Genomic DNA, 19742 nt, shown 5'->3' on the forward strand with positions numbered 1-19742 from the left:
CACTTATGCGTTGGCCGCGATTCCAAGAATTGAGAGTCAGCCTATTCCATCCGGTACCGCAGGACGGCCGCGACGCCGCCTAGGTTCCGGAGCTGTTCGCCGGGCGCGAACTCGTGGCTGAACACGGTGACGTCGCCGCCCTGCTGTTCGACCTGCGTCACGAGGTCGTTGACGTCGACGCCCCAGTCGCCCTCGCCGGCGCGCTCCTTGCGCAGGCGCTCGTCCAGAATCAGTAGGGTCTCGACCGCGCCGAACTCCACGGCCTTCTCGACCTCCTCGATGCCGTAGGCGGCCTTCCCGTCGGTGGCTATCTGGTCGGTGAGCTCGTCGATGAGTTCGGACTCCTCGGCGATGCGCGTCTCCTCCTGGACGTCCTCGACGGCGCCGCGCTTCAGGACCTCGTGGACGCCGCGGCCGCCCACCGCGCTCGTGTCCACGGTCGTAATCTTGTCTGCGAGGCTCCGGTACTCCTCCTGGATGTAGTCGAGGGCGTCCTGCTTCGTGAACCCCGGGCCGGCGAGGATGATTGCGTCCGCGTCGAGGTGCGAGAGCGCGCTCGCCACGTCCTCGAACAGCTCCTCGCGGGAGCGCGCGTACTCGCCTTTCCCCGTCGTCCCCGTGAACGACCCGTACTCGTCGATGCCGTACTGCTGGACGACGTGGATGTACGCCTCGCCCTCCTCGACCGTGGCAATTGCCACGTCGGGCTGGTCCGTGGCTTCGACGGCCTCGTTGAGGCGTTCGAGCTGGTCGGGCTTCCAGTGCTTCTCGACCTCTATCTCCTCGCGCTCCTCCACGTTCAGCGTGTGGTGGAGGCCGAGTTGGTCCTCCCGCGAGCAGTCCGCGATGGTGCCCGACACCCGCAGGCGGTTCGAGAACTTGTGGAACTCCACGTCCTCGACGTCGATAGTGACGTGCATGTGCTCGCGCTCGCCGCCGGTGTCCCGCATCTGGTCGTCGTTGCGCTGGATGCGGCGGTGGGTGTCCCCCGCCACGAGGTCCCCGGGCTCCAGCACGTACGCCAGGTGCCAGAGGTCGTCGAGGCTCTCGGGGACGAGCGTGATGCGCTCGCCGCCGCCCTCGACCTGCCGGCGCTCCTTCAGTTGCATACCCGGACGGAGGCGGGGGACGCCCAAGTGTCCTGCTACTCTCCGGCCGCCTCCACCGTCGTGCTCGCCCCCCACCCGAAGCATGCCGCGGCCAGCACCTCGCAGTAGAACGCCAGCAGGTAGCCGACCAGATACTCGCCCAGCCACGCCGCGAGCGCGGCGCCGACCGCCAGCGCCGCGACGCCGCCCGCCCACCGCGTGAAGTACCGGGCGTCCCGGAGCGTGCGCCCGACCGCGCTCGGGTCGAAGCCGGCGCGCAGCGACCGCGCGACGGCGGCGTGCGCGACGCTCGCGGGTGCGGCGTACGCCAGCGGCAGGAGGATGCCGAGCAGGCCGCCCGCCAGCAGCGCAATCGGCACCGCGGAGACGTTCGTCCCCGACGGCAACACGAACGCGCCGAGGTACAGCGTCGCCGCCGACGGCACCGCGTACGCCGCGAGCACGGCGACCGTCCGGCCGGTGTCTGCGGCGACCGTCCGCCAGCCGCGGAACGACGGCGGCTCCGAGCCGGTCGCGGCCGCCCGGGTCACGCCCGCGAGGTGGCCGGCGACGACGGCCAGCGGGAGCGCCGGCACGACGAGCGCGTGCAGCAAGTGGAGAATCCACCCGCCGAGGTAGCGGTCCTCGGCGTCCCCCGCGAGCGGGTACGCCAGCGCGTCCCGCATCAGTCCCGGATGCGGCTGCCGCCCGGCGGCATGTACTTCTGAATCTCGTCCGGGCTGGCGACCTTCCGCACGAACGACTCGTCGGCGAAGCGCTCGCGGAACTCCCGGTAGATGCGCTTGGCGGCGTCACCCTGCGCGTACCGCCCCGGCTCCAGCTCGATGGCCGTCTCCACGTCGTCGACGACGGCGTCGATGGGGCCGCCGAGCACGCGCGTGTGCGGCTCACAACTGATACCGACCGCCCACTCCGCGGGCAGGTCCCGGAAGTACGTGCGGTCGCCGCGAATCGCGAACCCGCCCTTCTCCAGGTACTCGCCGCTCTCGGGCGTCTTCGACACCTGGTCGGGCGACACCATGTAGGCGTCACCGGAGCCGCGGCCGTCCTTCCAGACCGAGGAACAGCAGACCGCGAACTGGGCGGCCTCCCGCTTGCTCGCCTCGGGCACCTCGATGTCCTTGGAGGGCTCGCTGGGCGCGGAGGTCTTCAACACGGTGACGGGGCCGCCGTGGGCCTGCGCGTGGAAGAAGCGGTCGTAGCGGTCCATGTAGTTCTTCACGAGCTCCTCGTTCTGGTCGGCGTTCCGGCCGCCGATGACGAGGAAGCCGTCGGAGGTCCGGAACCAGCGGAACCGCTCGTACCACTGCTCCTGCTTGCGAATCGGAATCGAGGCGCGGGAGAGCCAATCGACATCCTCCTCCTCGTCTTCGTCGGGCTCGTCGGGCTCGGCCTCCCACTCCTCGCGGCGCTGTTTGGCGGCTTCGAGGTCCTCACGGGTGTTCTCGATTGCCGCGCGTGCGCCCTCCTTCTTCTCCTCGATGCGCTTGGCCTCCTGGTAGTGCTCGTCGGCGTTCTTCTCGACGCCCCACGCGGGGTCCACTTCGATGGTGTGGTCGTCCAACTGCACGCGGACGGTGCCCTCGGACTCGTCGATGCCCGCGAACGCGTCCGCGCCGGGCACGTCACCCGCCGCCTCCTCGAACGTCTCTGCGATTTCCTGCCAGCCGTGGCCCGCGTCGCGGGCGTCCTGCACCGTCGAGAGGATGTCGTCCACGAGGTCGTAGTTCGCGTACAGCAGTTCGGCCTTCTCGCGCTCGGCCTCGGCCTGCTGCTCGAAGTCCTCGATGGCCTGCTCCTGCTGTTTGATGATGTGCTCGTGCTTCTGAATCTCCTGCTCGAAGTCCGGCTTCGAGACCGCCTCGCCGCTCTCCTCCTCCTCGGTCGTGTCGAGGTTCGTAAAGTAGTCGTCTAAGGCGTCGTTGAAGCGGTCGTAGGCCTCGGAGGGGAGGTCGGCGCGCTCTTCGAGGTCCAGCGGCGTCACGTCCACGCGCTGGCCGCGTGCGGCCTTCCCGTCCTCGTCTTCGCCCTCCTCGGGCTCGAAGTAGACGCGGGGGTCGAGGTCGCCGGCCCGAATCGCGTCCAGCAGGCGCTCGCTGGCCTCGTAGAGCGCGCGGAACTCCTCCTCGGTGGCGTCGTCGATGTCCTTGGTCTTCTCGACGCCCGCCAGCGTGCAGAGTTCCTCCCCGTACAGCCCGCCGAAGTTCAACTGCGTGGCGAGCGTCCGCACGAGGTCCGTGTCCGACTCGCGCATCTTCGCCGCGAACCCCTCGTAGTCCAGTTCGAGGGGGTTGACGCGCGAACTCGGGAACCCGTACTGGGAGCCCGGGGCGACCGTCCGCGACTGCAGGCGGACGGTGTCCAGCGAGTCCACGACCTCGCCGTTCTGGTCGACGACCGCGATGTTGCCGTCCCCGAACAGCTCCGCGACGATGGTCGTGTCCTTGTCCTCGCGGCGGAACTCGAACTCCAGAATCCGGTCGAAGCCGTGCTGGCGCACCTCGTGGAAGTCCGCTCCAGAGAGGCGGTTCCGGAGCATCTTCGCGAAGTTCGGCGGGCGGCCCGGCGCCGCCGGCACGTGCTCGGGCGCCGCGACGTGCGCGCGCTTGGTGTCCCCGACCTCGATGAGCAGTTCCACGCGGCCGCGGTCGAAGTCCCGCATCTTCAGCCGCAGGAGGTCGTCGCCGTAGAGGTAGGCCTTGTCGACTTTCGCCCCCTGATAGCCGTTGAGCTCCGCAGTGAGGGCGACGAGGTCGACGCTCGTCAGCTCCCGCTTCTGGTCCATGCTCCCGTTCTTGGCGGGGGGAACCCCTCTGCCTTACGGTATGGGTGGTCCGGCGAAGCCGGGCCACCAGATGCGAACGGCGAGCGATAGCGAGCCGTGAGTCGCGTGGCCGACCGCAGGGAGGCCACGTTACAGCGAGCGGGGCGGAACGACCCGCGAGCCGTGTGCCCGAACGAGTCGAGATCAGCCAGCTACGCGAGGCTCACGTCCAGATACAGCATGACGACGACGCCGAGCATCAGGCCGAGCGTGGCGACGCGCTCGTTCCCGCGTGAGTGCGTCTCCGGGACGATTTCGTCGCTGATGACGAACAGCATCCCGCCGGCGGCGAACCCCATCGCGTACGGCAGAATCGCGCCCGACACCGACACCGCCCACGCGCCGAGCAACACCAGCGGAATCTCCACGAGTCCCGCGCGGATTCCCGTGAGCGCGGCGTACGTCGTGCGGTCGAACCCGGCGTTCACCGCCGCCACGGAGACCGCCAGCCCCTCGGGGATGTTCTGGATGCCGATGGCGAGCATCAGCGACAGGCCCTCCGCGACGTTCCCGCTCCCGAACCCGACGCCGACCGCCAGCCCCTCCGGCATGTTGTGGATGGTGATGGCGACGATGAACAGCAACAGCGGCGCCAAGTCCGCCTCCGAGATGGTCTGGTCGCTGCGCTGGCGGCCCGTGATGAGGACGTGGGCGTGGGGGACCCAGCGGTCCGCGCGGTCCAACAGCAGGACGCCCAGCGCGATGCCCGCGATGACCTCCACGAGGCCGTTCTGACCGCCGAACTCGATGCCGGGCAGGATGAGGCTCGTGAAACTCGCGGCGAGCATCACGCCCGCCGCGAACCCGAGTGCGCCGTCCAGCGAGCGCTGCGAGGGATTCCGCCACACCACGACGAGCAGCGCCCCGAGGAGGTTCAGCCCCGCGATGACGACCCCCGCCACGAGCGCCTGCATCACGGGGTCGTTGCCCGCGACCCGGAGGAACCACGTCTCTAGCATACCCCAGCAGTCGCGGGCCGCTGGCTTAAACACGGGGACCGCCGCCCCGGGTCCGTCGCCGAGACCGGAACCGATACACCCGGCCAGCCAGTAGCGACGCGTAATGACCGAGTCGCTGTCCGTCCTGCTCACCAACGACGACGGCATCGACGCCCCCGGCATCCGCGCGCTCCGCGACCGGCTCGCCGACGACCACGACGTCACCGTCGTCGCGCCCGCCGCCGAACAGTCCGGCACGGGACAGACCCGGACGTTCGAGACGCTTGACTACGAGGAACGCGAGGACGGCTACGCCGTCCACGGCACGCCCGCCGACTGCGTCGCCGTCGCCGTCGCCGCCCTCGACTTCACCCCGGACGTCGTCGTCTCCGGCTGCAACGACGGCCCGAACCTCGGCGCGCACATCCTCGCACGCTCGGGCACCGTCGGCGCCGCGATGGAAGCTTCGTTCCTCGGCCTCCCCGCAATCGCCGCCTCCATGTACGACTGGGAGTTCGACCCCGCCGGCGACTGGGAGCCCACGTACGACCAGTTCCACACCGCCGCCGACACCGTCACCGACCTCCTCCCGGAGTTCGTCGCCGGCGACGTCCTCCCCACCGCCGACTACCTCTCCGTCAACGCCCCCGCCACCGAGTACGCCGACGACCCCGTCAAGCGCGTCACCCGCCCCACCGAGGAGTACGAGCTACAGGCGACGGTCACGGAGAACGGCGTGGACGTCGAAGACCGCTTCTGGCACCAGTTCCTCGACCGCGACGTCCCCGACCCCGAAGGCACGGACCGCCACGCCTGCGTCGACAACGAAATCAGCGTCACCCCCCTGACCGTCCCCCACTCCGTCGCCGACGGCGCCACGCCCGGCGGCCTCCTGTAGTACCTTTTGCGCTGCGCTCGCGGCCTTCGGCCGCTCGCTCGCCGATGCTGGTCTCGTTCTAAATTCCGTCGCTGGCACGAACGTTCAAGTATCAGAACGGGACCAGCCCCGCGCGTGACCTGAGTTCCACCGCGGGGCGCTCCGAGCCGAGCAATCGGTACGGCGAGCGCGGCGACCGCCCCGTGAGAACGAGCCGCCTGTGAGCCCCAATCCGCCTACAGCTGCTTGCTGACGTAGGGGCCGTCCTGTCGGTAGCCGAGCTTCTGCTTGTAGTACTGGCGTGCGCCGATGCCGGAGATGACGCTGAGCTTCTCGAAGCCCGCGTCGGCGGCCATCTCCTCGGCGCGCGTCATCAGGCGCTGCCCGTAGCCCTGGTGCTGGTGCTGGCCGTCCTCGGTGTCGTTGCCGACACCGACCTCGCCGCCGTAGACGTGGAGTTCGCGCAGCAGCGCCGCGTCCTCCAGTTCGTCTCGTACTGGGTCGTTCGGGAAGCGCAAGCGCGCGAACCCCACGAGGAGGTCCTTCTCGAAGTCCTCGAAGCTGATGAAGTGCTCCGTGCCGCCCGCGGCGTCGTAGGTCATCACGTCGAGTTCGACGTTCTCGGGCTCCTCGTCGTTCATCCCGGCCTCCCGGCAGCGGATGCACTCGCAGGTGTAGCCGTGCTCGTCCATCTTCTCCCACGCGAGCTGGCGCAGATTCGACTTCCAGACGCCCGCGTCGATGTGGTCCGCGGGGATGTCCCGCTGGACGCGCTGGAGGCGCGTGTACCGCGGAATCATGTCCATGACTTCCGCGACGAGTTCGGCGGCCTCCTCGTTCTGCAGCGGCTCGAACTCCTCGTTGCGCCACATGTCGTACGTGACGGTGTCGCGGACGACCAGCGTCGGGTAGATCTTGAGGTAGTCCGGCTTCCACTGTTCCTCCTCGAACAGCCGCCGGAAGTCCTCCAGGCACATCTCCTTGCTCATCCCCGGCTGGCCCGGCATCATGTGGAAACCGACCTTGAACGCGGCGTCCCGCAGCCGCCGGTTCGCGTCGATGGACGCCTGCACGCCGTGCCCGCGGTGCATCTCGCGGTTGATGCGCTCGTAGGTCGTCTGCACGCCGACCTCGACTTTGGTGCCGCCGAGGTCGAGCATCCGATTCACCTGCTCGGGGTCACACCAGTCGGGCTTCGTCTCGAACGTCGTCCCGATGTTCCGGATGTCGCCGTGCTCGTTCTCCGCGATAACGTCCTCGAGGTAGGAGAAGTCATACTCCTCGGGGTCCTGGGCGAACGACTCCGTCTCGGAGGGGTTCGGTTCCTGCTCGGGGTCGAAGTCGTTCAGCGCTTCGAGCGCGCGCTTCACGAACCACTCCTGGTAGTCGTGGCTGCGCGCGGTCATCGTCCCACCCATCAGGATGAGTTCGACCTTGTCGATCGGGTGACCGATTTCCCGGAGCTGGTGGAGCCGCAGCGTCACCTGCCCGTAGGGGTCGTAGTCGTTCTGCACGCCGCGCGCGGCCGCTGGCTCGTGGCCCGTGTACGACTGGCTCGATGAGAACTCGCTGGCGGGCCCGCCCGGACAGTACAGGCACTTGCCGTGCGGACACATGTGCGGGCTGGTCATGATGGCGACCGGCGTCACGCCCGACGCGGTCCGCACGGGTTTGCGCTGGAGGACTTCTTCGAGGTCGTCGCGGCGGTCCTCGGGCGCGAAGTCCAGCAGCTCGGAGTGCTTGGGCACCTTCGATGCGGAGTATTCGGAGCACACTTCGAGCTTCGCGCTCTCGACGTCGTCCTTGCCGACGTCCCCGTCGAGGATTCGTTCGACGAGCTCCTCGCAGGCGGCCTCGAATGCGGGGTCGGCGTCCGCGCTCATTACTCCGTAGGAGCCGCCGCGAGCGAAAAAGCGTGTCGTTGCGTTACGCGAGCTGGTCAGCGATGGCGTCGACGACCGCGTCGACGACCGCGTCCTTCTCGCCGGAGAGGAACTCGATGCGGCCGTCGCGTGCGCCGCGCGGCTCGACACCGGCCTCGGTGAGTTCGTCGGCGACCGTCTCGCCGACGGCGCGCACGTCCACCGCGTCGCCGCTGCGGACGCGAATCTCGTCGCCGCTCACGCCGACGAGCACGTCCGCGCGGTCGCGGCGCCGGTAGAGCTCGTCCAGCAGGAGGTCGACCGGCGGGAAGTCGTACTCGTGGGTGTACGCGTCCACGTCGAGCGTCTCGAAGGCGACGCCGTCCTGCCCACGCACGTCGAGGTGGGGTTCGGCGGTCGAGACCTCGGTTTCGAGGCGCTCGCGGAACTGCTCGGAGACGTGCTCGATGAGCGAGTCGTCGGCCTCGCCCCACAGCAGGTCCGAGATGAGTTCGCGCTTGTCCTCGTAGGACTGGTAGAACGCTTCCAGCGCGATAGCGTCCCGGAGGTCGGCGAGCGTGTCCGGGCTGTAGTGGGTCTGGGCGGCGAGGTCCGCGTACGCTTCGGGCGTGTTGGCCCAGTACGCGACGGCGGGCAGGTGGTAGAGGTCCTCGCGGACGTCGTCGTTGACGAACGCGGCGAGCTGCGAGCCGAGCGCACCCGTGTTCACGGGGTTCTCGCCTGCTTCCGTCGGGCTGACGAGAACGTCTGCGCCCGCGGCGTCGTCGGTGTAGCCGCCGTCGATGGCGACCGTGTCCGCGTCGTAGATGTCCAGCAGGTCGATGGCGTCCGTGGACTCGCTGGTGGAGCCGGCGCCGACGAGCACGAACAGCGGGTGCTTCTCGTCGTGGCGCTCGGCGGCCTCCAGCATACTCGTGACGTCGCCGGTGGCGTCGTCGATGGTGTAGAAGGCATCGTCGAGCGGGCGGCGGTCGACGTAGTGGTACTCGGCGTCCTCGCGGGCGTGCTCGTCGCGGATGAGCGGGAGGAGCGCGCGCTCGATGGCGGTACCGGCGACGTAGCCCTCGACGGTCGCGGTGTGGCGGACGATGACCGGGCGGGCTTCGACGACGGCGCGGCGGATGGCGGTCGCGGCGTCGACGAGGTCGTCGGTGACAGCTTCGACGGCGTCGTCGGCAGCGAGCAGGTCGGTCGTCTCGGGGGCGGCGCGCTCGGTGAGCGCGTCCTCCATGCGGGCTTCGACGGCCTGCGCGTCGGCGCCATCGAGCACGCGGAGGTCCTCGGTTTCGACCTGCAGTTCGCCGCGGCGGCGCTCGACTTCGCCGACGATGCGGACGACGGCGCCGGCTTCGACCTCGGGGTAGGCGCGGACGCCCGCTTCGACGAACGCGGCGCAGTCGACGGCGCCGGTCTCGTCGGCGAGCTCGAACACGGTCGGGCCGCTGGTCTGTCGGGCGTTCGCGACTTCGCCCTCGACGGCGACGCGCTCGTCGACGTGGTCGTCGAGGTCGGCAATCGGGACGCGGGCCGGTTCGTCGTCCGCGTCGGACGCCTCGGCGGCCGCGTCGTCGGTCGTCGGTTCGTCCTCGGTCTCGTGCTTCTCGGCTGCTTCCGGCTCGGCTGCTTCCGGCTCGGCGTCGTCAGCGGACTCGGATTCGGCTTCGGCCTCGGCCGGTTCCTCGGTTTCTTCCGGTACCGGGGTGCCGCCGTCGGCAGTGCTGGTCTCCTCTTCCTCTTCGTCGGGGAGTTCGGCGTCCGACTCCGCGTGCGGGTCGTCGACGAGGTGGCCGCGGAAGTCGCGGTCGTCCTGTCGAATCGACCAGCCGAGGTCGACGTTCTCGTTGTCGTGGACGTCCGTGACTTGGACGTACACTTCGTCGCCGGCGTCCCAGCCGAGCGATTCGAGGCGGCCGGGCACTTCGCTGCGGTGGAGCAGGCCGGTGACCGAGTCGCCGATGTCCACGAACACGCCGAAGTCGGCGAAGCCGTCGATGGTACCTTGGTAGTAGCGACCGGGCGTCAGTTCGTCGGGAGAATCTCCGCGGAACTCGAAGGCGACGTCCTCCTCGTGGGTGTCACAGACACGGCCGTCCGTGGAGGAGCCGCAGATGATACACGTACCCATTTGCTTCGACAGAGCGTGTGCTGCCGTAAACGATTATCGAAAGCTCGCCGGTCGCGCGGGGGTTCGCTCGCGGCCGCGAGCTACTCGAAAACCGGGCTGTCGCCCTCCAGCGCGTCCACGTCGTCGACGACGTCGCGGACGTCCTCGGGGAACAGCGCGACCTGCACTTCGTTGCCGCTGTCGTCCTCGAAGACGAGCTTGACGCGCTTGTCGCCGAACTCGCGGGCCTGCGCGGATTCGACGTCGAAGAGCTTCGCGTCCGCGGACGCGTTCGACGGGCCGACGTGCTTGACGGCGCCGTCCTTGAGTTCGAACATGAGGTCGGAGAAGTTGACGTTGAGCACGCGCCGGGGTTCGCGGCGGACGTACTAAACTCCGAGCACTGCGGCGGCTCGCCCGACCGTCGGCACGTAGTCGGCCGCCCACGGGAACAGCGCCGCGGTCGCGGCGAACCAGCCGAACCCGGAGCCGTACGCGAGCGCGCCGGGGACGACCGCGGCGGCCGCGGCGCGTGCGAGCGTCGTGTCGTGGACGATTCGCGTGCCGGCGACGAGCAGCGCGAACGCCCACAGCCCGCAGGCGAACGTGACGACCGGGACGCCGACGCCGACGAACGCGCAGGGCGCGCTGGCGTACGCGAGCACTTGCACGGTCTCGCTGACGCCGCCGCGGTCGGGCGCGACGGCCGCCAGCGCGAGCGTCTCGGCGGCGGAGAGCGCGTGCAGCGCGGCGGGCGCAATCAGGAGGACGGCGAGCGCGAGCGTGAGGACGGCGGCCAGCCACGTCGGCGCAGAGAACGCCAGCGCGCGTCCGGGGTCGAGCGCGAGCCGCGTCCCCTGCGAGACGAGTACGACCGCCATCGCGAACACCAGTCCGGGAGCTTGGTCGCCCGGCGAGACCGCTTCCTCGAAGAACGTCGCCGGGTTCACGAGCACCTGCGTGAACGCCTTCGCGAGGCCGAGTGGCCCGCGCTCGCGGCCGCCCTCCGGCTCGACCCACGTCGTCATCTCAGTCCCGCTCGACGACGTGGCAGTTCCGGCACCGTGCCTCGTAGGACTCCTCCGCGCCGACCATGATGGTGGGGTCGTCGTAGTGGGCTGGCTCGCCCTCGATGAGCCGCTGGTTCCGGGTCGCGGGCTCGCCGCACTGCGTGCAGATGGCCTGGAACTTCTCGACGTACTCGGCGACCGCCATCAGCTGCGGGATGGGGTCGAAGGGCTCCCCGCGGAACGTCTGGTCGGTGCCGGAGACGACGACCCGGCGGCCGTCGCTGGCGAGGTTCTGACAGACCTCCACGAGTTCGCCGGGGAAGAAGTTCGCCTCGTCGATGGCGACGACCTCCTCGCCGTTGAGGTGGCTGGGAATCTTCGAGACGCCCTCCGCGGTGGTGTCGACGACCGTCGCCTCCCACGTCCGGCCGGCGTGCGAGCCCAGCGTCGCCTCGCCGTACCGGTCGTCGATGGCGGGCGTGAACGCCGCGACCGACTGGCCCGCGATTTCCGCGCGCCGGAGCCGCCGCAGCAGCTCCTCCGTCTTCCCGGAGAACATCGACCCCGTGATGACCTCGACCCACCCGGAGTTCGTAATCGCGTGCATGCTCACAACGGGGGCGGTCGCAGGGCAAAACGCTTGCTCATCTGGGGCGTCGATTACGAGCAGGCAGGAATTCACCCGCACCTATTTTGTGCGGGCTTCCCTCTCGGGGCGTATGTACGACGACGTCCTGTTGCCGACCGACGGGAGCGGCGCCGCGGACGCCGCGGTGCCGCACGCAATCGAGCTCGCGGACCGCTACGGCGCCCGCCTGCACGTCCTCTACGTCGCGGACACCACCGAGTACAGCACCGTCACGTTCGAGGACGACGTGGTGGACCCGCTGGCCGAGGAGGGGCAGTCGGTCGTCGACGAGGTCGTCGAGAAGGCCGGCGACCTGAACGTGGAGGCCGTCGGCGTCGTGATGAAGGGCGGCGCCTACGAGACCATCCTCCAGTACGTCGAGGACGAGGGAATCGACGTGGTCGTGATGGGGACCCACGGCCGCCGCGGGCTCGACCGCGCGCTGCTCGGGAGCGTCACCGAGCGCATCGTCCGCACGTCGGACGTGCCCGTGCTGACGGTCAGGGAGGACGAGGAGTAGTCGGGCGCGGCGGTCCGCCCGCGGTCAGATTCCGCGGACGGTCTCGATGACGCCGAACGACTCCAGGCCCATCCACGCGAGGAAGACCGCGTACAGCAGGAGGAAGCCGACGGCCTCGCGGTCGCTGAGTTCGAGGTGAGTGCGGGTGGTGACGACGAACACCAGCGTCGCGAACGCCAGGAAGCCCATCGTCGGCACCGCGACGCGGAAGTCGATGGTGGCGGTGCCCGCGAGCAGGACGCCCAGCGGAATGGCGACGAGGAGGTTGAACGTGTTGCTGCCGAGGACGTTCGTGACGCTTGTGACGCTCTCGTCGTTCTTCGCGGCGCGGACGCTGACGATGGCGTCCGGGAGGCTGGTCGCGGCGGCGATGACAGTGACCCCCCAGAGGAACGTCGGGGTGTCGAACGTCGCGCCGAACGAGAGCGCGGCGCGCACGATTCCCTCGACGCCGACGCCGATGACGACGAGCGCGACCGCGAGCGTGGCCCACTCGCGGCGCGGGCGCACGTCCGGCGCCGGCTCGGGGACGTGCTCGGTGGCGTCCTGCTGGTGGAGGAAGACGTAGACGCCGTACGTCGCCAGTGGGATGACGGCGAGCGACGGCGTGAGGATTGCCGCGCGGTTCGTGCCGCCCGGGACGTAGGTCGCGCCGAGCGCGAACACGAGGAAGAGGACGAGAATGGAGATGACGTAGAACTGCGCGTCCTTGTGGACGATGTCCCGCGTGGTCGTCAGCTCCTCGCTTGAGAACGCCGACAGCGCGGGAATCACGAGGAGGTTGAAGATGGCGCTCCCGACGATGGCGCCGACGCCCAGCGAGAACTCGCCGTGGACGACCGTGCTGACGACGATGGAGCTAATCTCGGGGAAGCTCGACCCGACCGCGACGACGATGGCGCCGTGGACGGCCACCGGGAGGCCGTAGTACCTGCTGAGGCGCTCGGCGGCGCGCTCGAAGAAGCTGCTCCCCTTCCAGATGACGGCGGTGCCGGCGACGACGAGCGCCAGCGGAACGAGAACCCCTGACATTGACAGTGGCGTACAGTCGGCGGTCGGTTATTCGTTCTCCCTCCGAGGCAAGTCGGCGAGCGTTCACGCCGCGAGGCGCGCGACCGTCTCCTCGCCGCGGTCTTCGAGTTCCACGAGGCCGTCGTCGGCGAGGTCTTCGAGCAGCCCGCGGAGCCACTCGCGGCCGGTGTCGCCGCCGTAGTCCACGCGGACCCGCGGCCCGAGTTCGTCGAGTTCGAGTTCGCCGTGCTCGCGGAGCGCGCCGACCGCTCGCCCGCGCTTCTGCCGGCGGCTCCCCTCGAAGGTGGACTGCTCGGGGACGTCCGGCGCGGAGAAGTCCCCGGAGGCGTACGCCGCACACCACTCCCGCCACGGACAGCCGGCGTCGTCGCAGTTCGGCGACTTCCCGCACGCGACGCCACCCAACTCCATGATGGCGTTGTTCCAGACCTCGGACTCCCCGTCGGGCATGAGTTCGTTCGCGGCTTCCTCGAAGGCCGCGTCGTCGTCCGGCACGTCGAACGCGCGGTAGAGCACGCGCTTGACGTTCGTGTCCACCACGGCGTCGCCGTTGTTGAACGCGAACGACGCGACGGCGTTGGCGGTGTACGGGCCGACGCCCATCAGCTCCGAGAGTTCGTCCGGTGTCTCGGGGAACTCGCCGCCGTAGTCGTTCTCGACCTGCTGGGCGGCCTCGTGGAGGTACTTCGCGCGGTTGTTGTACCCGAGGCTGTTCGCCGACCAGAACCCCACCACGTCGGCGCGGTCAGCGGCCGCGAGGCCGGCGGTCGTCGGCCACTTCTCGAGGAACGCGTGGTAGGCGTCCTCGACGCGGGAGAGCTGGGTCTGCTGGCTCATCACCTCCGAGACCAAGATTGCGTACGGGTCGTCGGTGCGCCGCCACGGGAAGTCCCGGTGGCCGTCCTCGTACCACGCCACGAGCGCGTCCCGGACGGCGTCGGCGTCGCCGGGGAGCGCGTACTCCCCCTCGCCCTCAGTCATGGCCGGGGCTTGGAAACTCGCGCGCTTAGGGGTGGTGGTTCGGCCCGGACGCCCAACGAAAAGGCGTATGGCGGCGCCAGCACACGTCCCGCGTATGAGCCTCGACGACCTCGAAACCGACGTGGAACTGGCGTACGACGACCTCGACGACTACGCGTTCCTCGACCGCGAGAGCCGCCAGGAGCTGGCGATGCTGGGCGCGGCGCTGGACGCCGACACGGACGAGCTGCTGCGGCGCGCGATTCACCTGCTGTTCCAGTCCACCACCGAGTCCGGCCGCCTCGACTTCCACCTGCGCTCGACGTACGACGTCACGTACGACGAGTACCTCTCCGGGATGACCTTCGACGAGATGACCGGCGGCACGTCGGTCCAGCAGCCCGACGACGACCGCCGCTACCAGTTCTGACACGGGACGCCGACGGAATGCGGTCCTGTTAAATTCCCGACGCACTGACGACGAGGCATGCGAGACCGAACGCGACGCGACGTACTGCGCGCGACCGCTGGCATCGGCGCGACGGCGGCGCTCGCCGGCTGTCTCGGCGGTGGCGGTGGCGGCGATGGTGACGAGGACATCGAAGCGCTGGACGCCCCCGAGGGCACGGAAGTCGTCGAAGTCGGCCCGGACGGGAACTACGTCTTCGACCCCGAGGAACTCACGATTTCGACGGGGACGACCGTGCGGTTCGTGTGGCTGTCCGGGACGCACAACGTCGCCGTGTCGAGCCAGCCCGCGGACGCCGACTGGTCGGGCCACGAGACCATCGAGCAGCGCGGCTTCTCCTTCGAGTACACGTTCGAGGTGCCGGGCCGCTACGAGTACGTCTGCACGCCCCACCAGACGCAGGGGATGACCGGCGCAGTCGTCGTCGAGGAGTAGTTACTGCACGTCGTCGCTGTGGCCCGTCGAGGGCCCGGCCTTCGTGACTTTCGGGTCGTCGAGGGCGTCGAGGAAGACGTCCATCGCGACGTCGATTTCGCGCTCCGTGACGTCCAGCGGCGGGAGGATGCGCAGCGTCTTGTAGCCGCAGCCGAGCAACAGCAGCCCCCGCTCCAGGCAAGCTTTCACGACGGCTTCGCGGCGGTCCTTGGTGTCGAACTCGACGCCGAGCATCAGGCCGTTCCCGCGCACGTCAACGACGAAGCCGGGCGCGTCGTCCGCGAGAATCTCCTTGACCTGCCGACCACGCTCGGTGACGTTGTCCAGCACGCCGTCGCTGGTGATGGCGTCGATGGTGGCGACGCCCTGTGCGGCCGCGAGCAGGTCGCCCGCGCCCCACGTCGAGGAGAGCCGCCCGGTCTCGTCGGGGAAGAGGTCCTCGCTGGCGACGGTCGCGCCGACGCGCAGGCCCTTCGCCGAGGTGATGACGTCGGGGTCGATGCTGGTGTGGTCCACGCCCCAGAGTTCGCCCGTGCGGCCGAGCCCGGACTGAATCTCGTCGGCGATGACGGGGATGTTGTGGGTCTGCTGAATCTCGGCGACGTCGTCGGCGAACTCGTCGCTGGGGACGCGGTAGCCGCCCTCGCCCTGCTGGGGTTCGAGGACGAGGTAGGCCACCTCCTCGGGGTCGATGACACCGCGCTCGGGGTGGAGCTTGTCCGCGAGGACGTTCCCGCCGGGGCCGTTGGTCTTCCACCCGCACTCGCAGTCGCCCTCGCAGGAGCAGTACGGCGCGGAGACGACGCCGCCGATTTCGGGGTAGCCGGTGCGGTGGACGGCCTTCGAGCGGTTCAGTGAGAGCGCGCCGAGCGTGCGCCCGTGGAACGCGCCGTCGAACGTGAACGCGCGGTGGCCGCCGTTCGCGTAACAGATTTTGATGGCGTTCTCGATGGCTTCCGCGCCCGTGTTCGAGAGGAAGACCGTGTCGAGGTCGTACTCCTCGGTGATGTCCGTGAGCCGGTGGAGCAACTGGGTCGAGGTCGGCACGTCGGCGTCCTCGGGCGGCCAGCCGCCGCTGGCGTAGAAGTCCTGCCCCGCAATCTTCGAGGGGTCCACGACGTCGAACTCCTCCAAGCGGTCCATAATCTTGGGATTGTTGTAGCCGAACGGCGCCGCCGCGACGTGGCTCGTGAAGTCCATGAGGACGTTGCCGTCCACGTCACGGCAGAACGGGCCGGCGGCGTCCTCGGTGATGTCCCAGACGAACTCGTAGACGTAGGTGCTGGGGGCGGCGTGCTCGTGGTGGTACTGAACCCACTGCTGGGCCTTCTCGCCGGGCAGGCTCCGGACGCTCGGCTCGGCGGTCTCCCTGTCCATGGTAGTGGTTGCCCGGGCCGCCGACAAAAGCGATTCGTTACGGTTCAGGCAAGCTTCACCGCGCCTCAGAGCGCGACGGCGGCGGTCGCGACCCCGCCCGCGACGAGCAGGACCACGCTGTACCCCGCGACGCGGTACGCGAACGAGCGGTTGTCGCTGGTCGCCGTGAGCGCGACCTTCACGCCGATGGAGGAGGCGGTCGCCAGCAGCACGGCGACGGTGGCGGCAGTCTCCGAGATTGCGCCCGTGCGGTAGAGCACGATGGCGGAGGTGGTCGCGCCCGCGCTCGACACGAGCCCGGAGAGGATGGCGGTCGCGTAGAGGCCCGCGGAGCCGAACTGGGTCTGCGCGAGCCCGCCGGCGACCACGACGACGAGGAACATCGCGCCGAACGCCAGCGCGTTCCGCATCGAGAACGGGCTCTCCAGCTCCATCTCGACGCGCGTCGTCCAGTCGGCGGTGGCCGCCGCGACGCCGACGCAGCCGAGGACGATGACCACCAGCGGGACGGTCGCGGACACCAGCACGCCCGTCGAGAGCGTGAACACGACGACGATGAGGAGGTTCCGCAGCGCCATCGCGGCGTTCGCCAACAGGACGCCCGCGACCGCGTACGACGCCGCCTCCGCGCGCTGGCCGACGTGGTCGAGCATCGTGCCGACGACCGCCGTCGAGGACGCCAGCCCGCCGAAGAAGCCCGTGACGGCGATGCCGCGGCCGCCGTAGGTCTTCACGACGACGTAGTTCACGATGCCGATGCCGGCGACGAACACGACCATCAGCCAGACCACGCGCGGTTCGATGCTGACCGCGTACGGCCCGGACCCCAGCGACACCGTGCCGGCCGGCAACAGGGGGTAGACGACGAACGCCAGAATCGCGAACTCGAACGTCGAGCGCAGTTCCTCCCGGGAGAGCCCCCACGCGAACCCGTGGAGCTCGCGCTTGAACACCAGCAGGACGGAGCTCGTGACGGCGACGACGGTCGCGGGCAGCACCGCGTCGACGGCGACGAGCACGCCGACGCCGTACGCCACCATCAGGCTCACCGCGGTCGTCAGGTGCAGTCCCTCGTCCTCGTCGCGCATCCCCGAGACCATCAGGACGCCCGTGACGACGATGACGAACGCCGCGCCGACGCTGGAGAGGTACGGCGGGCAGACGCCCGCGGCGTCCGCACAGCGCTCCGTGTCCACTTCGGTGAAGATGGTGGCGAGGACGCTGACGAGCGCGAACGTGCGGATGCCCGCCGCCTTCTGGGCCCACTCGCGTTCGAGGCCGATGAACAGCCCGAGCGCGACCGACAGCGCGAGGCGGACGACACGGCTGTCCACCGGAACGTCCGCCAGCGACTCGAAGATACCGGGCACTCTCGGCCGTTCACCGTCGGCGGGCAAAAAGTTGCGGGCTCGCTCCGACCTGATGGCTGGCGAATCTTTTTGCGTCGGCCCGCCGGTAGCGTACGTAATGGACTTCGACCGCGGTCGGCTCGCGTGGTGGGCGGGCGCCGCCGTACTCGGCGGCGTGCTCGCGTTCACCGTCTACTCGTTCCTCGGGACGTTCGTGCTCGGTATCTTCATCTACTACGCGACGCGACCGGTCTACCGCCGGCTCGAACGCTGGATTCCCCGGCCGACGATTCGGGCGGTGGTGGCGCTGGTGACGCTGGCGCTGCCCGCGATGCTGGTCGTCGCCTACACCACCGCAGTCGGCCTGCAGGAGCTGGAGCGGTTCGTGGACGCGCAGAACGTCGACCTCGGGCACGTCGAAACGCTCCTCGACCCCTACCTCGACGTCTCAACCATCGTGCAGGACCCGCAGGCGTTCCTGAATCAGCCGTCCGTGCAGGAGGCGCTGGCGTCGACGGCGAGCAACGCCTTGCAGTACGTCGGGTTCCTCGGGACGCTGTTCGTCCACCTGTTCGCGGTCGTCATCGTCGCGTTCTACCTGCTCCGGGACGACCACCGGCTCGGCGGCTGGTTCCAGCGCCGGTTCACGGACGGCAGCGGCGTCGCGGAGGCGTACGCGCGGGCGGTCGACCGCGACCTCTCGACGGTGTTCTTCGGGAACATCGTCTTCGCGTTCGCCACCGGCGTCATCGCCGCGGTGTCGTACGGGACGCTGGACGCGCTCTCCCCGGCGGGCATCGCCATCCCCTACCCGGTGCTGTTCGGGCTCATCACGGGCATCGCGAGCCTCGTTCCGGTCGTCGGCATCAAGCTCGTGTGGATGCCGCTGGCGGGGTGGCTGGCGTTCGTCGCGTTCCAGAGCGGCACGGGGTACGGGTTCGTCGCAGTGTTCGTCGCCGTCGCCGCAGTGGTCGTGGACTTCATCCCCGACTTGCTGTTGCGGCCGTACGTCTCCGGCCGGGACATCCACCTCGGGCTGGTGATTCTGTCGTACGTCTTCGGGCCGCTGCTGTGGGGCTGGTACGGACTGTTCCTCGGCCCGCTCGCGCTCGTGTTCGTCGTTCACTTCGCCCGGCTCGTGCTCCCGGAGCTGCTGGCCGGCGAGGAAATCTCCCCGGAAGCGCTCGGCGGGGACGTGCTGACCGCCGACGAGGGCGAGCAGACCCACGTCTCGGAGTTCGAGTCGGAGGGAGAAGCCGAGGAGTCCTAGTCAGCGCGCTTCGAGGCCGGTGCCGTCGCGCGGGCAGTACGCGAACTCGGGGTCGCGCGTTCGGAACCCGCACTCTGGACACTCGTAGACGGTGGGTTCCTCGGTGCGTCGCCGGAACAACAGCGGAATCAGCGGGACCGCGAGGAAGAAGACGGCGACGTCGAAGACGACCCACGCGGCGACGCTGACGGCGAGACTCGCGAGCACGCCCGCGGCGGCGGTGGCGGTCCGCGAGGAGACCACGGCTAGTCGAGGTCGACGTACTGCTGTTCCCACTCGCGGCGCGCGGCGATTTCGCGGCGGCCGCGGCGAGTGAGCGTGTAGTAGTTGGTGCGCTGGTCGAGCTGGCCCTTGTCCACGAGGCCCTTGTCCACGAGCGTGTCGAGGTTGGGGTAGAGGCGGCCGTGGTGAATCTCGGACTCGTAGTACTCCTCGAGTTCTTCCTTGATGGCGAGGCCGTGGGGCTCGTCCAGTCCGGCGACGACGTAGAGGAGGTCTCGTTGAAACCCTGTCAGGTCGTACATATGTATTACTCTCGTTACGTTTTTCGACTGGTAGAGCATAAGCGTAGGGGATTGCGATGGCGGTTGCCGACAACTGCCCGGCCTGTACCGAAGTGACATGTCGAAATCGGTGACTCCGGGAGCGGGGTCGCGGCGGTCCCCCGAACTTTATGCCGGCCGGCCGGCGACACGCTCACATGGCCGGCGCGGACGCCCACGACCTCGCGGACGTCTCCCCGACAGCGTGGCGACTGCTCCGCGTCGCCGCCGACTTCAGCCAGCGCGACGTCGAGCGGGAAGTCCCGGACCTCCAGCAGGCCCACGTCTCGATGCTCGAAGGCGGGAACCGCGGCCTCTCCGCGGACCGCCGCCGCGAACTGTTCGCCCTCTACGCGGCCGAACTCGACGACGAGCAGGTGGCCGTCCTCGTCGAGCACTTCTGAGCTGCCCCGCC

General features: G+C 69.3%; 21 protein-coding genes. 6 read left to right on the top strand and 15 right to left on the bottom strand.

Features of this window, described 5'->3' with window-relative positions; translation table 11 throughout:
* Window positions 1-41: 41 nt before the first annotated feature.
* The 4 genes from HHUB_RS07780 to HHUB_RS07795 all read right to left on the bottom strand — a co-directional run bounded on the left by HHUB_RS07780 (window position 42) and on the right by HHUB_RS07795 (window position 4892).
* Window positions 42-1109 carry an mRNA surveillance protein pelota gene (locus HHUB_RS07780; protein ID WP_059057066.1) on the bottom strand — a complete coding sequence of 356 codons (1068 nt, stop codon included), beginning with the start codon at window positions 1107-1109 and terminating at the stop codon, window positions 42-44.
* Between the two features lie 35 nt (window positions 1110-1144).
* Window positions 1145-1774, bottom strand: coding sequence for a DUF4013 domain-containing protein (locus HHUB_RS07785; RefSeq protein WP_059057067.1), 630 nt, complete (start codon window positions 1772-1774; stop codon window positions 1145-1147).
* The gene (rqcH, locus tag HHUB_RS07790; protein ID WP_059057068.1) at window positions 1774-3894 is read right to left on the bottom strand and encodes a ribosome rescue protein RqcH; all 2121 of its coding nucleotides are present in this window, start codon (window positions 3892-3894) and stop codon (window positions 1774-1776) included. The genes HHUB_RS07785 and rqcH overlap by 1 nt, the downstream gene beginning before the upstream one ends.
* 191 nt (window positions 3895-4085) lie before the next feature.
* The gene (locus HHUB_RS07795) at window positions 4086-4892 is read right to left on the bottom strand and encodes a ZIP family metal transporter (protein WP_059057069.1); all 807 of its coding nucleotides are present in this window, start codon (window positions 4890-4892) and stop codon (window positions 4086-4088) included.
* Window positions 4893-4995: 103 nt separating this feature from the next.
* On the opposite strand from HHUB_RS07795, the gene surE reads away from it, so the two are divergent.
* Window positions 4996-5769 (top strand): 5'/3'-nucleotidase SurE, encoded by a 774-nt coding sequence (gene surE / locus HHUB_RS07800; protein ID WP_059057070.1) that lies wholly within the window; start codon window positions 4996-4998, stop codon window positions 5767-5769.
* A gap of 215 nt (window positions 5770-5984) precedes the next feature.
* On the opposite strand, the gene HHUB_RS07805 is transcribed toward surE, so the two are convergent.
* The 5 genes from HHUB_RS07805 to HHUB_RS07825 form a co-directional block, all read right to left on the bottom strand.
* Window positions 5985-7631: a tRNA uridine(34) 5-carboxymethylaminomethyl modification radical SAM/GNAT enzyme Elp3 gene (locus tag HHUB_RS07805; RefSeq protein WP_059057071.1), complete on the bottom strand. Its 1647-nt coding sequence runs from the start codon at window positions 7629-7631 to the stop codon at window positions 5985-5987.
* A gap of 43 nt (window positions 7632-7674) precedes the next feature.
* Window positions 7675-9756 carry a DHH family phosphoesterase gene (locus tag HHUB_RS07810; RefSeq protein ID WP_059057072.1) on the bottom strand — a complete coding sequence of 694 codons (2082 nt, stop codon included), beginning with the start codon at window positions 9754-9756 and terminating at the stop codon, window positions 7675-7677.
* A gap of 80 nt (window positions 9757-9836) precedes the next feature.
* Window positions 9837-10073 (bottom strand): hypothetical protein, encoded by a 237-nt coding sequence (locus tag HHUB_RS07815; RefSeq protein ID WP_370683880.1) that lies wholly within the window; start codon window positions 10071-10073, stop codon window positions 9837-9839.
* A gap of 51 nt (window positions 10074-10124) precedes the next feature.
* Window positions 10125-10763, bottom strand: coding sequence for a YIP1 family protein (locus tag HHUB_RS07820; RefSeq protein WP_059057074.1), 639 nt, complete (start codon window positions 10761-10763; stop codon window positions 10125-10127).
* Window position 10764: 1 nt separating this feature from the next.
* A complete protein-coding gene (locus HHUB_RS07825) occupies window positions 10765-11352 on the bottom strand; it encodes a thymidine kinase (protein ID WP_059057075.1) in 588 nt (195 codons plus the stop codon).
* Between the two features lie 112 nt (window positions 11353-11464).
* Here HHUB_RS07825 and HHUB_RS07830 point away from each other — a divergent pair, with 112 nt between their 5' ends.
* Window positions 11465-11893: a universal stress protein gene (locus HHUB_RS07830; protein ID WP_059057076.1), complete on the top strand. Its 429-nt coding sequence runs from the start codon at window positions 11465-11467 to the stop codon at window positions 11891-11893.
* Window positions 11894-11917: 24 nt separating this feature from the next.
* Here the strand turns inward: HHUB_RS07830 and HHUB_RS07835 are convergent, their stop codons facing one another.
* Window positions 11918-12925, bottom strand: a complete 1008-nt coding sequence (locus HHUB_RS07835) for a sodium:calcium antiporter (protein WP_059057077.1) — start codon at window positions 12923-12925, stop codon at window positions 11918-11920.
* Window positions 12926-12988: 63 nt separating this feature from the next.
* Window positions 12989-13906, bottom strand: a complete 918-nt coding sequence (locus HHUB_RS07840; RefSeq protein WP_059057078.1) for an HhH-GPD family protein — start codon at window positions 13904-13906, stop codon at window positions 12989-12991.
* A 94-nt stretch (window positions 13907-14000) separates the two neighbouring features.
* Between HHUB_RS07840 and HHUB_RS07845 the strand changes: the two genes are divergently transcribed.
* Both HHUB_RS07845 and HHUB_RS07850 read left to right on the top strand, forming a co-directional pair.
* Entirely contained in the window at window positions 14001-14315 is a 315-nt protein-coding gene (locus HHUB_RS07845; RefSeq protein ID WP_059057079.1) for a hypothetical protein, read from the top strand.
* Window positions 14316-14372: 57 nt separating this feature from the next.
* Entirely contained in the window at window positions 14373-14789 is a 417-nt protein-coding gene (locus HHUB_RS07850) for a plastocyanin/azurin family copper-binding protein (protein ID WP_059057080.1), read from the top strand.
* Here HHUB_RS07850 and HHUB_RS07855 read toward each other — a convergent pair whose 3' ends face one another.
* Both HHUB_RS07855 and HHUB_RS07860 read right to left on the bottom strand, forming a co-directional pair.
* Window positions 14790-16166, bottom strand: coding sequence for a class-III pyridoxal-phosphate-dependent aminotransferase (locus HHUB_RS07855; protein WP_059057081.1), 1377 nt, complete (start codon window positions 16164-16166; stop codon window positions 14790-14792).
* Window positions 16167-16231: 65 nt separating this feature from the next.
* Window positions 16232-17536 carry an MgtC/SapB family protein gene (locus HHUB_RS07860; RefSeq protein ID WP_238323938.1) on the bottom strand — a complete coding sequence of 435 codons (1305 nt, stop codon included), beginning with the start codon at window positions 17534-17536 and terminating at the stop codon, window positions 16232-16234.
* Between the two features lie 97 nt (window positions 17537-17633).
* Between HHUB_RS07860 and HHUB_RS07865 the strand changes: the two genes are divergently transcribed.
* Window positions 17634-18785, top strand: coding sequence for an AI-2E family transporter (locus HHUB_RS07865; RefSeq protein WP_082687204.1), 1152 nt, complete (start codon window positions 17634-17636; stop codon window positions 18783-18785).
* On the opposite strand, the gene HHUB_RS07870 is transcribed toward HHUB_RS07865, so the two are convergent.
* Both HHUB_RS07870 and HHUB_RS07875 read right to left on the bottom strand, forming a co-directional pair.
* A complete protein-coding gene (locus HHUB_RS07870; RefSeq protein ID WP_059057082.1) occupies window positions 18786-19028 on the bottom strand; it encodes a hypothetical protein in 243 nt (80 codons plus the stop codon). It lies immediately after the preceding gene.
* A gap of 2 nt (window positions 19029-19030) precedes the next feature.
* Window positions 19031-19309: a PadR family transcriptional regulator gene (locus tag HHUB_RS07875; RefSeq protein ID WP_058983503.1), complete on the bottom strand. Its 279-nt coding sequence runs from the start codon at window positions 19307-19309 to the stop codon at window positions 19031-19033.
* Window positions 19310-19485: 176 nt separating this feature from the next.
* On the opposite strand from HHUB_RS07875, the gene HHUB_RS07880 reads away from it, so the two are divergent.
* Window positions 19486-19731: a hypothetical protein gene (locus HHUB_RS07880; RefSeq protein WP_059057083.1), complete on the top strand. Its 246-nt coding sequence runs from the start codon at window positions 19486-19488 to the stop codon at window positions 19729-19731.
* Window positions 19732-19742: the final 11 nt, after the last annotated feature.

It is taken from the genome of Halobacterium hubeiense (assembly GCF_001488575.1).
Taxonomy (GTDB): Archaea; Halobacteriota; Halobacteria; order Halobacteriales; family Halobacteriaceae; genus Halobacterium; species Halobacterium hubeiense.

Excerpts from the sequence above, each read along its gene's own strand:
- HHUB_RS07780 (WP_059057066.1), bottom strand. The coding sequence starts at position 1,109 with ATGCAACTGAAGGAGCGCCGGCAGGTCGAGGGCGGCGGCGAGCGCATC.
- HHUB_RS07785 (WP_059057067.1), bottom strand. The coding sequence starts at position 1,774 with ATGCGGGACGCGCTGGCGTACCCGCTCGCGGGGGACGCCGAGGACCGC.
- rqcH (WP_059057068.1), bottom strand. The coding sequence starts at position 3,894 with ATGGACCAGAAGCGGGAGCTGACGAGCGTCGACCTCGTCGCCCTCACT.
- HHUB_RS07795 (WP_059057069.1), bottom strand. The coding sequence starts at position 4,892 with ATGCTAGAGACGTGGTTCCTCCGGGTCGCGGGCAACGACCCCGTGATG.
- surE (WP_059057070.1), top strand. The coding sequence starts at position 4,996 with ATGACCGAGTCGCTGTCCGTCCTGCTCACCAACGACGACGGCATCGAC.
- HHUB_RS07805 (WP_059057071.1), bottom strand. The coding sequence starts at position 7,631 with ATGAGCGCGGACGCCGACCCCGCATTCGAGGCCGCCTGCGAGGAGCTC.
- HHUB_RS07810 (WP_059057072.1), bottom strand. The coding sequence starts at position 9,756 with ATGGGTACGTGTATCATCTGCGGCTCCTCCACGGACGGCCGTGTCTGT.
- HHUB_RS07815 (WP_370683880.1), bottom strand. The coding sequence starts at position 10,073 with ATGTTCGAACTCAAGGACGGCGCCGTCAAGCACGTCGGCCCGTCGAAC.
- HHUB_RS07820 (WP_059057074.1), bottom strand. The coding sequence starts at position 10,763 with ATGACGACGTGGGTCGAGCCGGAGGGCGGCCGCGAGCGCGGGCCACTC.
- HHUB_RS07825 (WP_059057075.1), bottom strand. The coding sequence starts at position 11,352 with ATGCACGCGATTACGAACTCCGGGTGGGTCGAGGTCATCACGGGGTCG.
- HHUB_RS07830 (WP_059057076.1), top strand. The coding sequence starts at position 11,465 with ATGTACGACGACGTCCTGTTGCCGACCGACGGGAGCGGCGCCGCGGAC.
- HHUB_RS07835 (WP_059057077.1), bottom strand. The coding sequence starts at position 12,925 with ATGTCAGGGGTTCTCGTTCCGCTGGCGCTCGTCGTCGCCGGCACCGCC.
- HHUB_RS07840 (WP_059057078.1), bottom strand. The coding sequence starts at position 13,906 with ATGACTGAGGGCGAGGGGGAGTACGCGCTCCCCGGCGACGCCGACGCC.
- HHUB_RS07845 (WP_059057079.1), top strand. The coding sequence starts at position 14,001 with ATGAGCCTCGACGACCTCGAAACCGACGTGGAACTGGCGTACGACGAC.
- HHUB_RS07850 (WP_059057080.1), top strand. The coding sequence starts at position 14,373 with ATGCGAGACCGAACGCGACGCGACGTACTGCGCGCGACCGCTGGCATC.
- HHUB_RS07855 (WP_059057081.1), bottom strand. The coding sequence starts at position 16,166 with ATGGACAGGGAGACCGCCGAGCCGAGCGTCCGGAGCCTGCCCGGCGAG.
- HHUB_RS07865 (WP_082687204.1), top strand. The coding sequence starts at position 17,634 with ATGGACTTCGACCGCGGTCGGCTCGCGTGGTGGGCGGGCGCCGCCGTA.
- HHUB_RS07875 (WP_058983503.1), bottom strand. The coding sequence starts at position 19,309 with ATGTACGACCTGACAGGGTTTCAACGAGACCTCCTCTACGTCGTCGCC.
- HHUB_RS07880 (WP_059057083.1), top strand. The coding sequence starts at position 19,486 with ATGGCCGGCGCGGACGCCCACGACCTCGCGGACGTCTCCCCGACAGCG.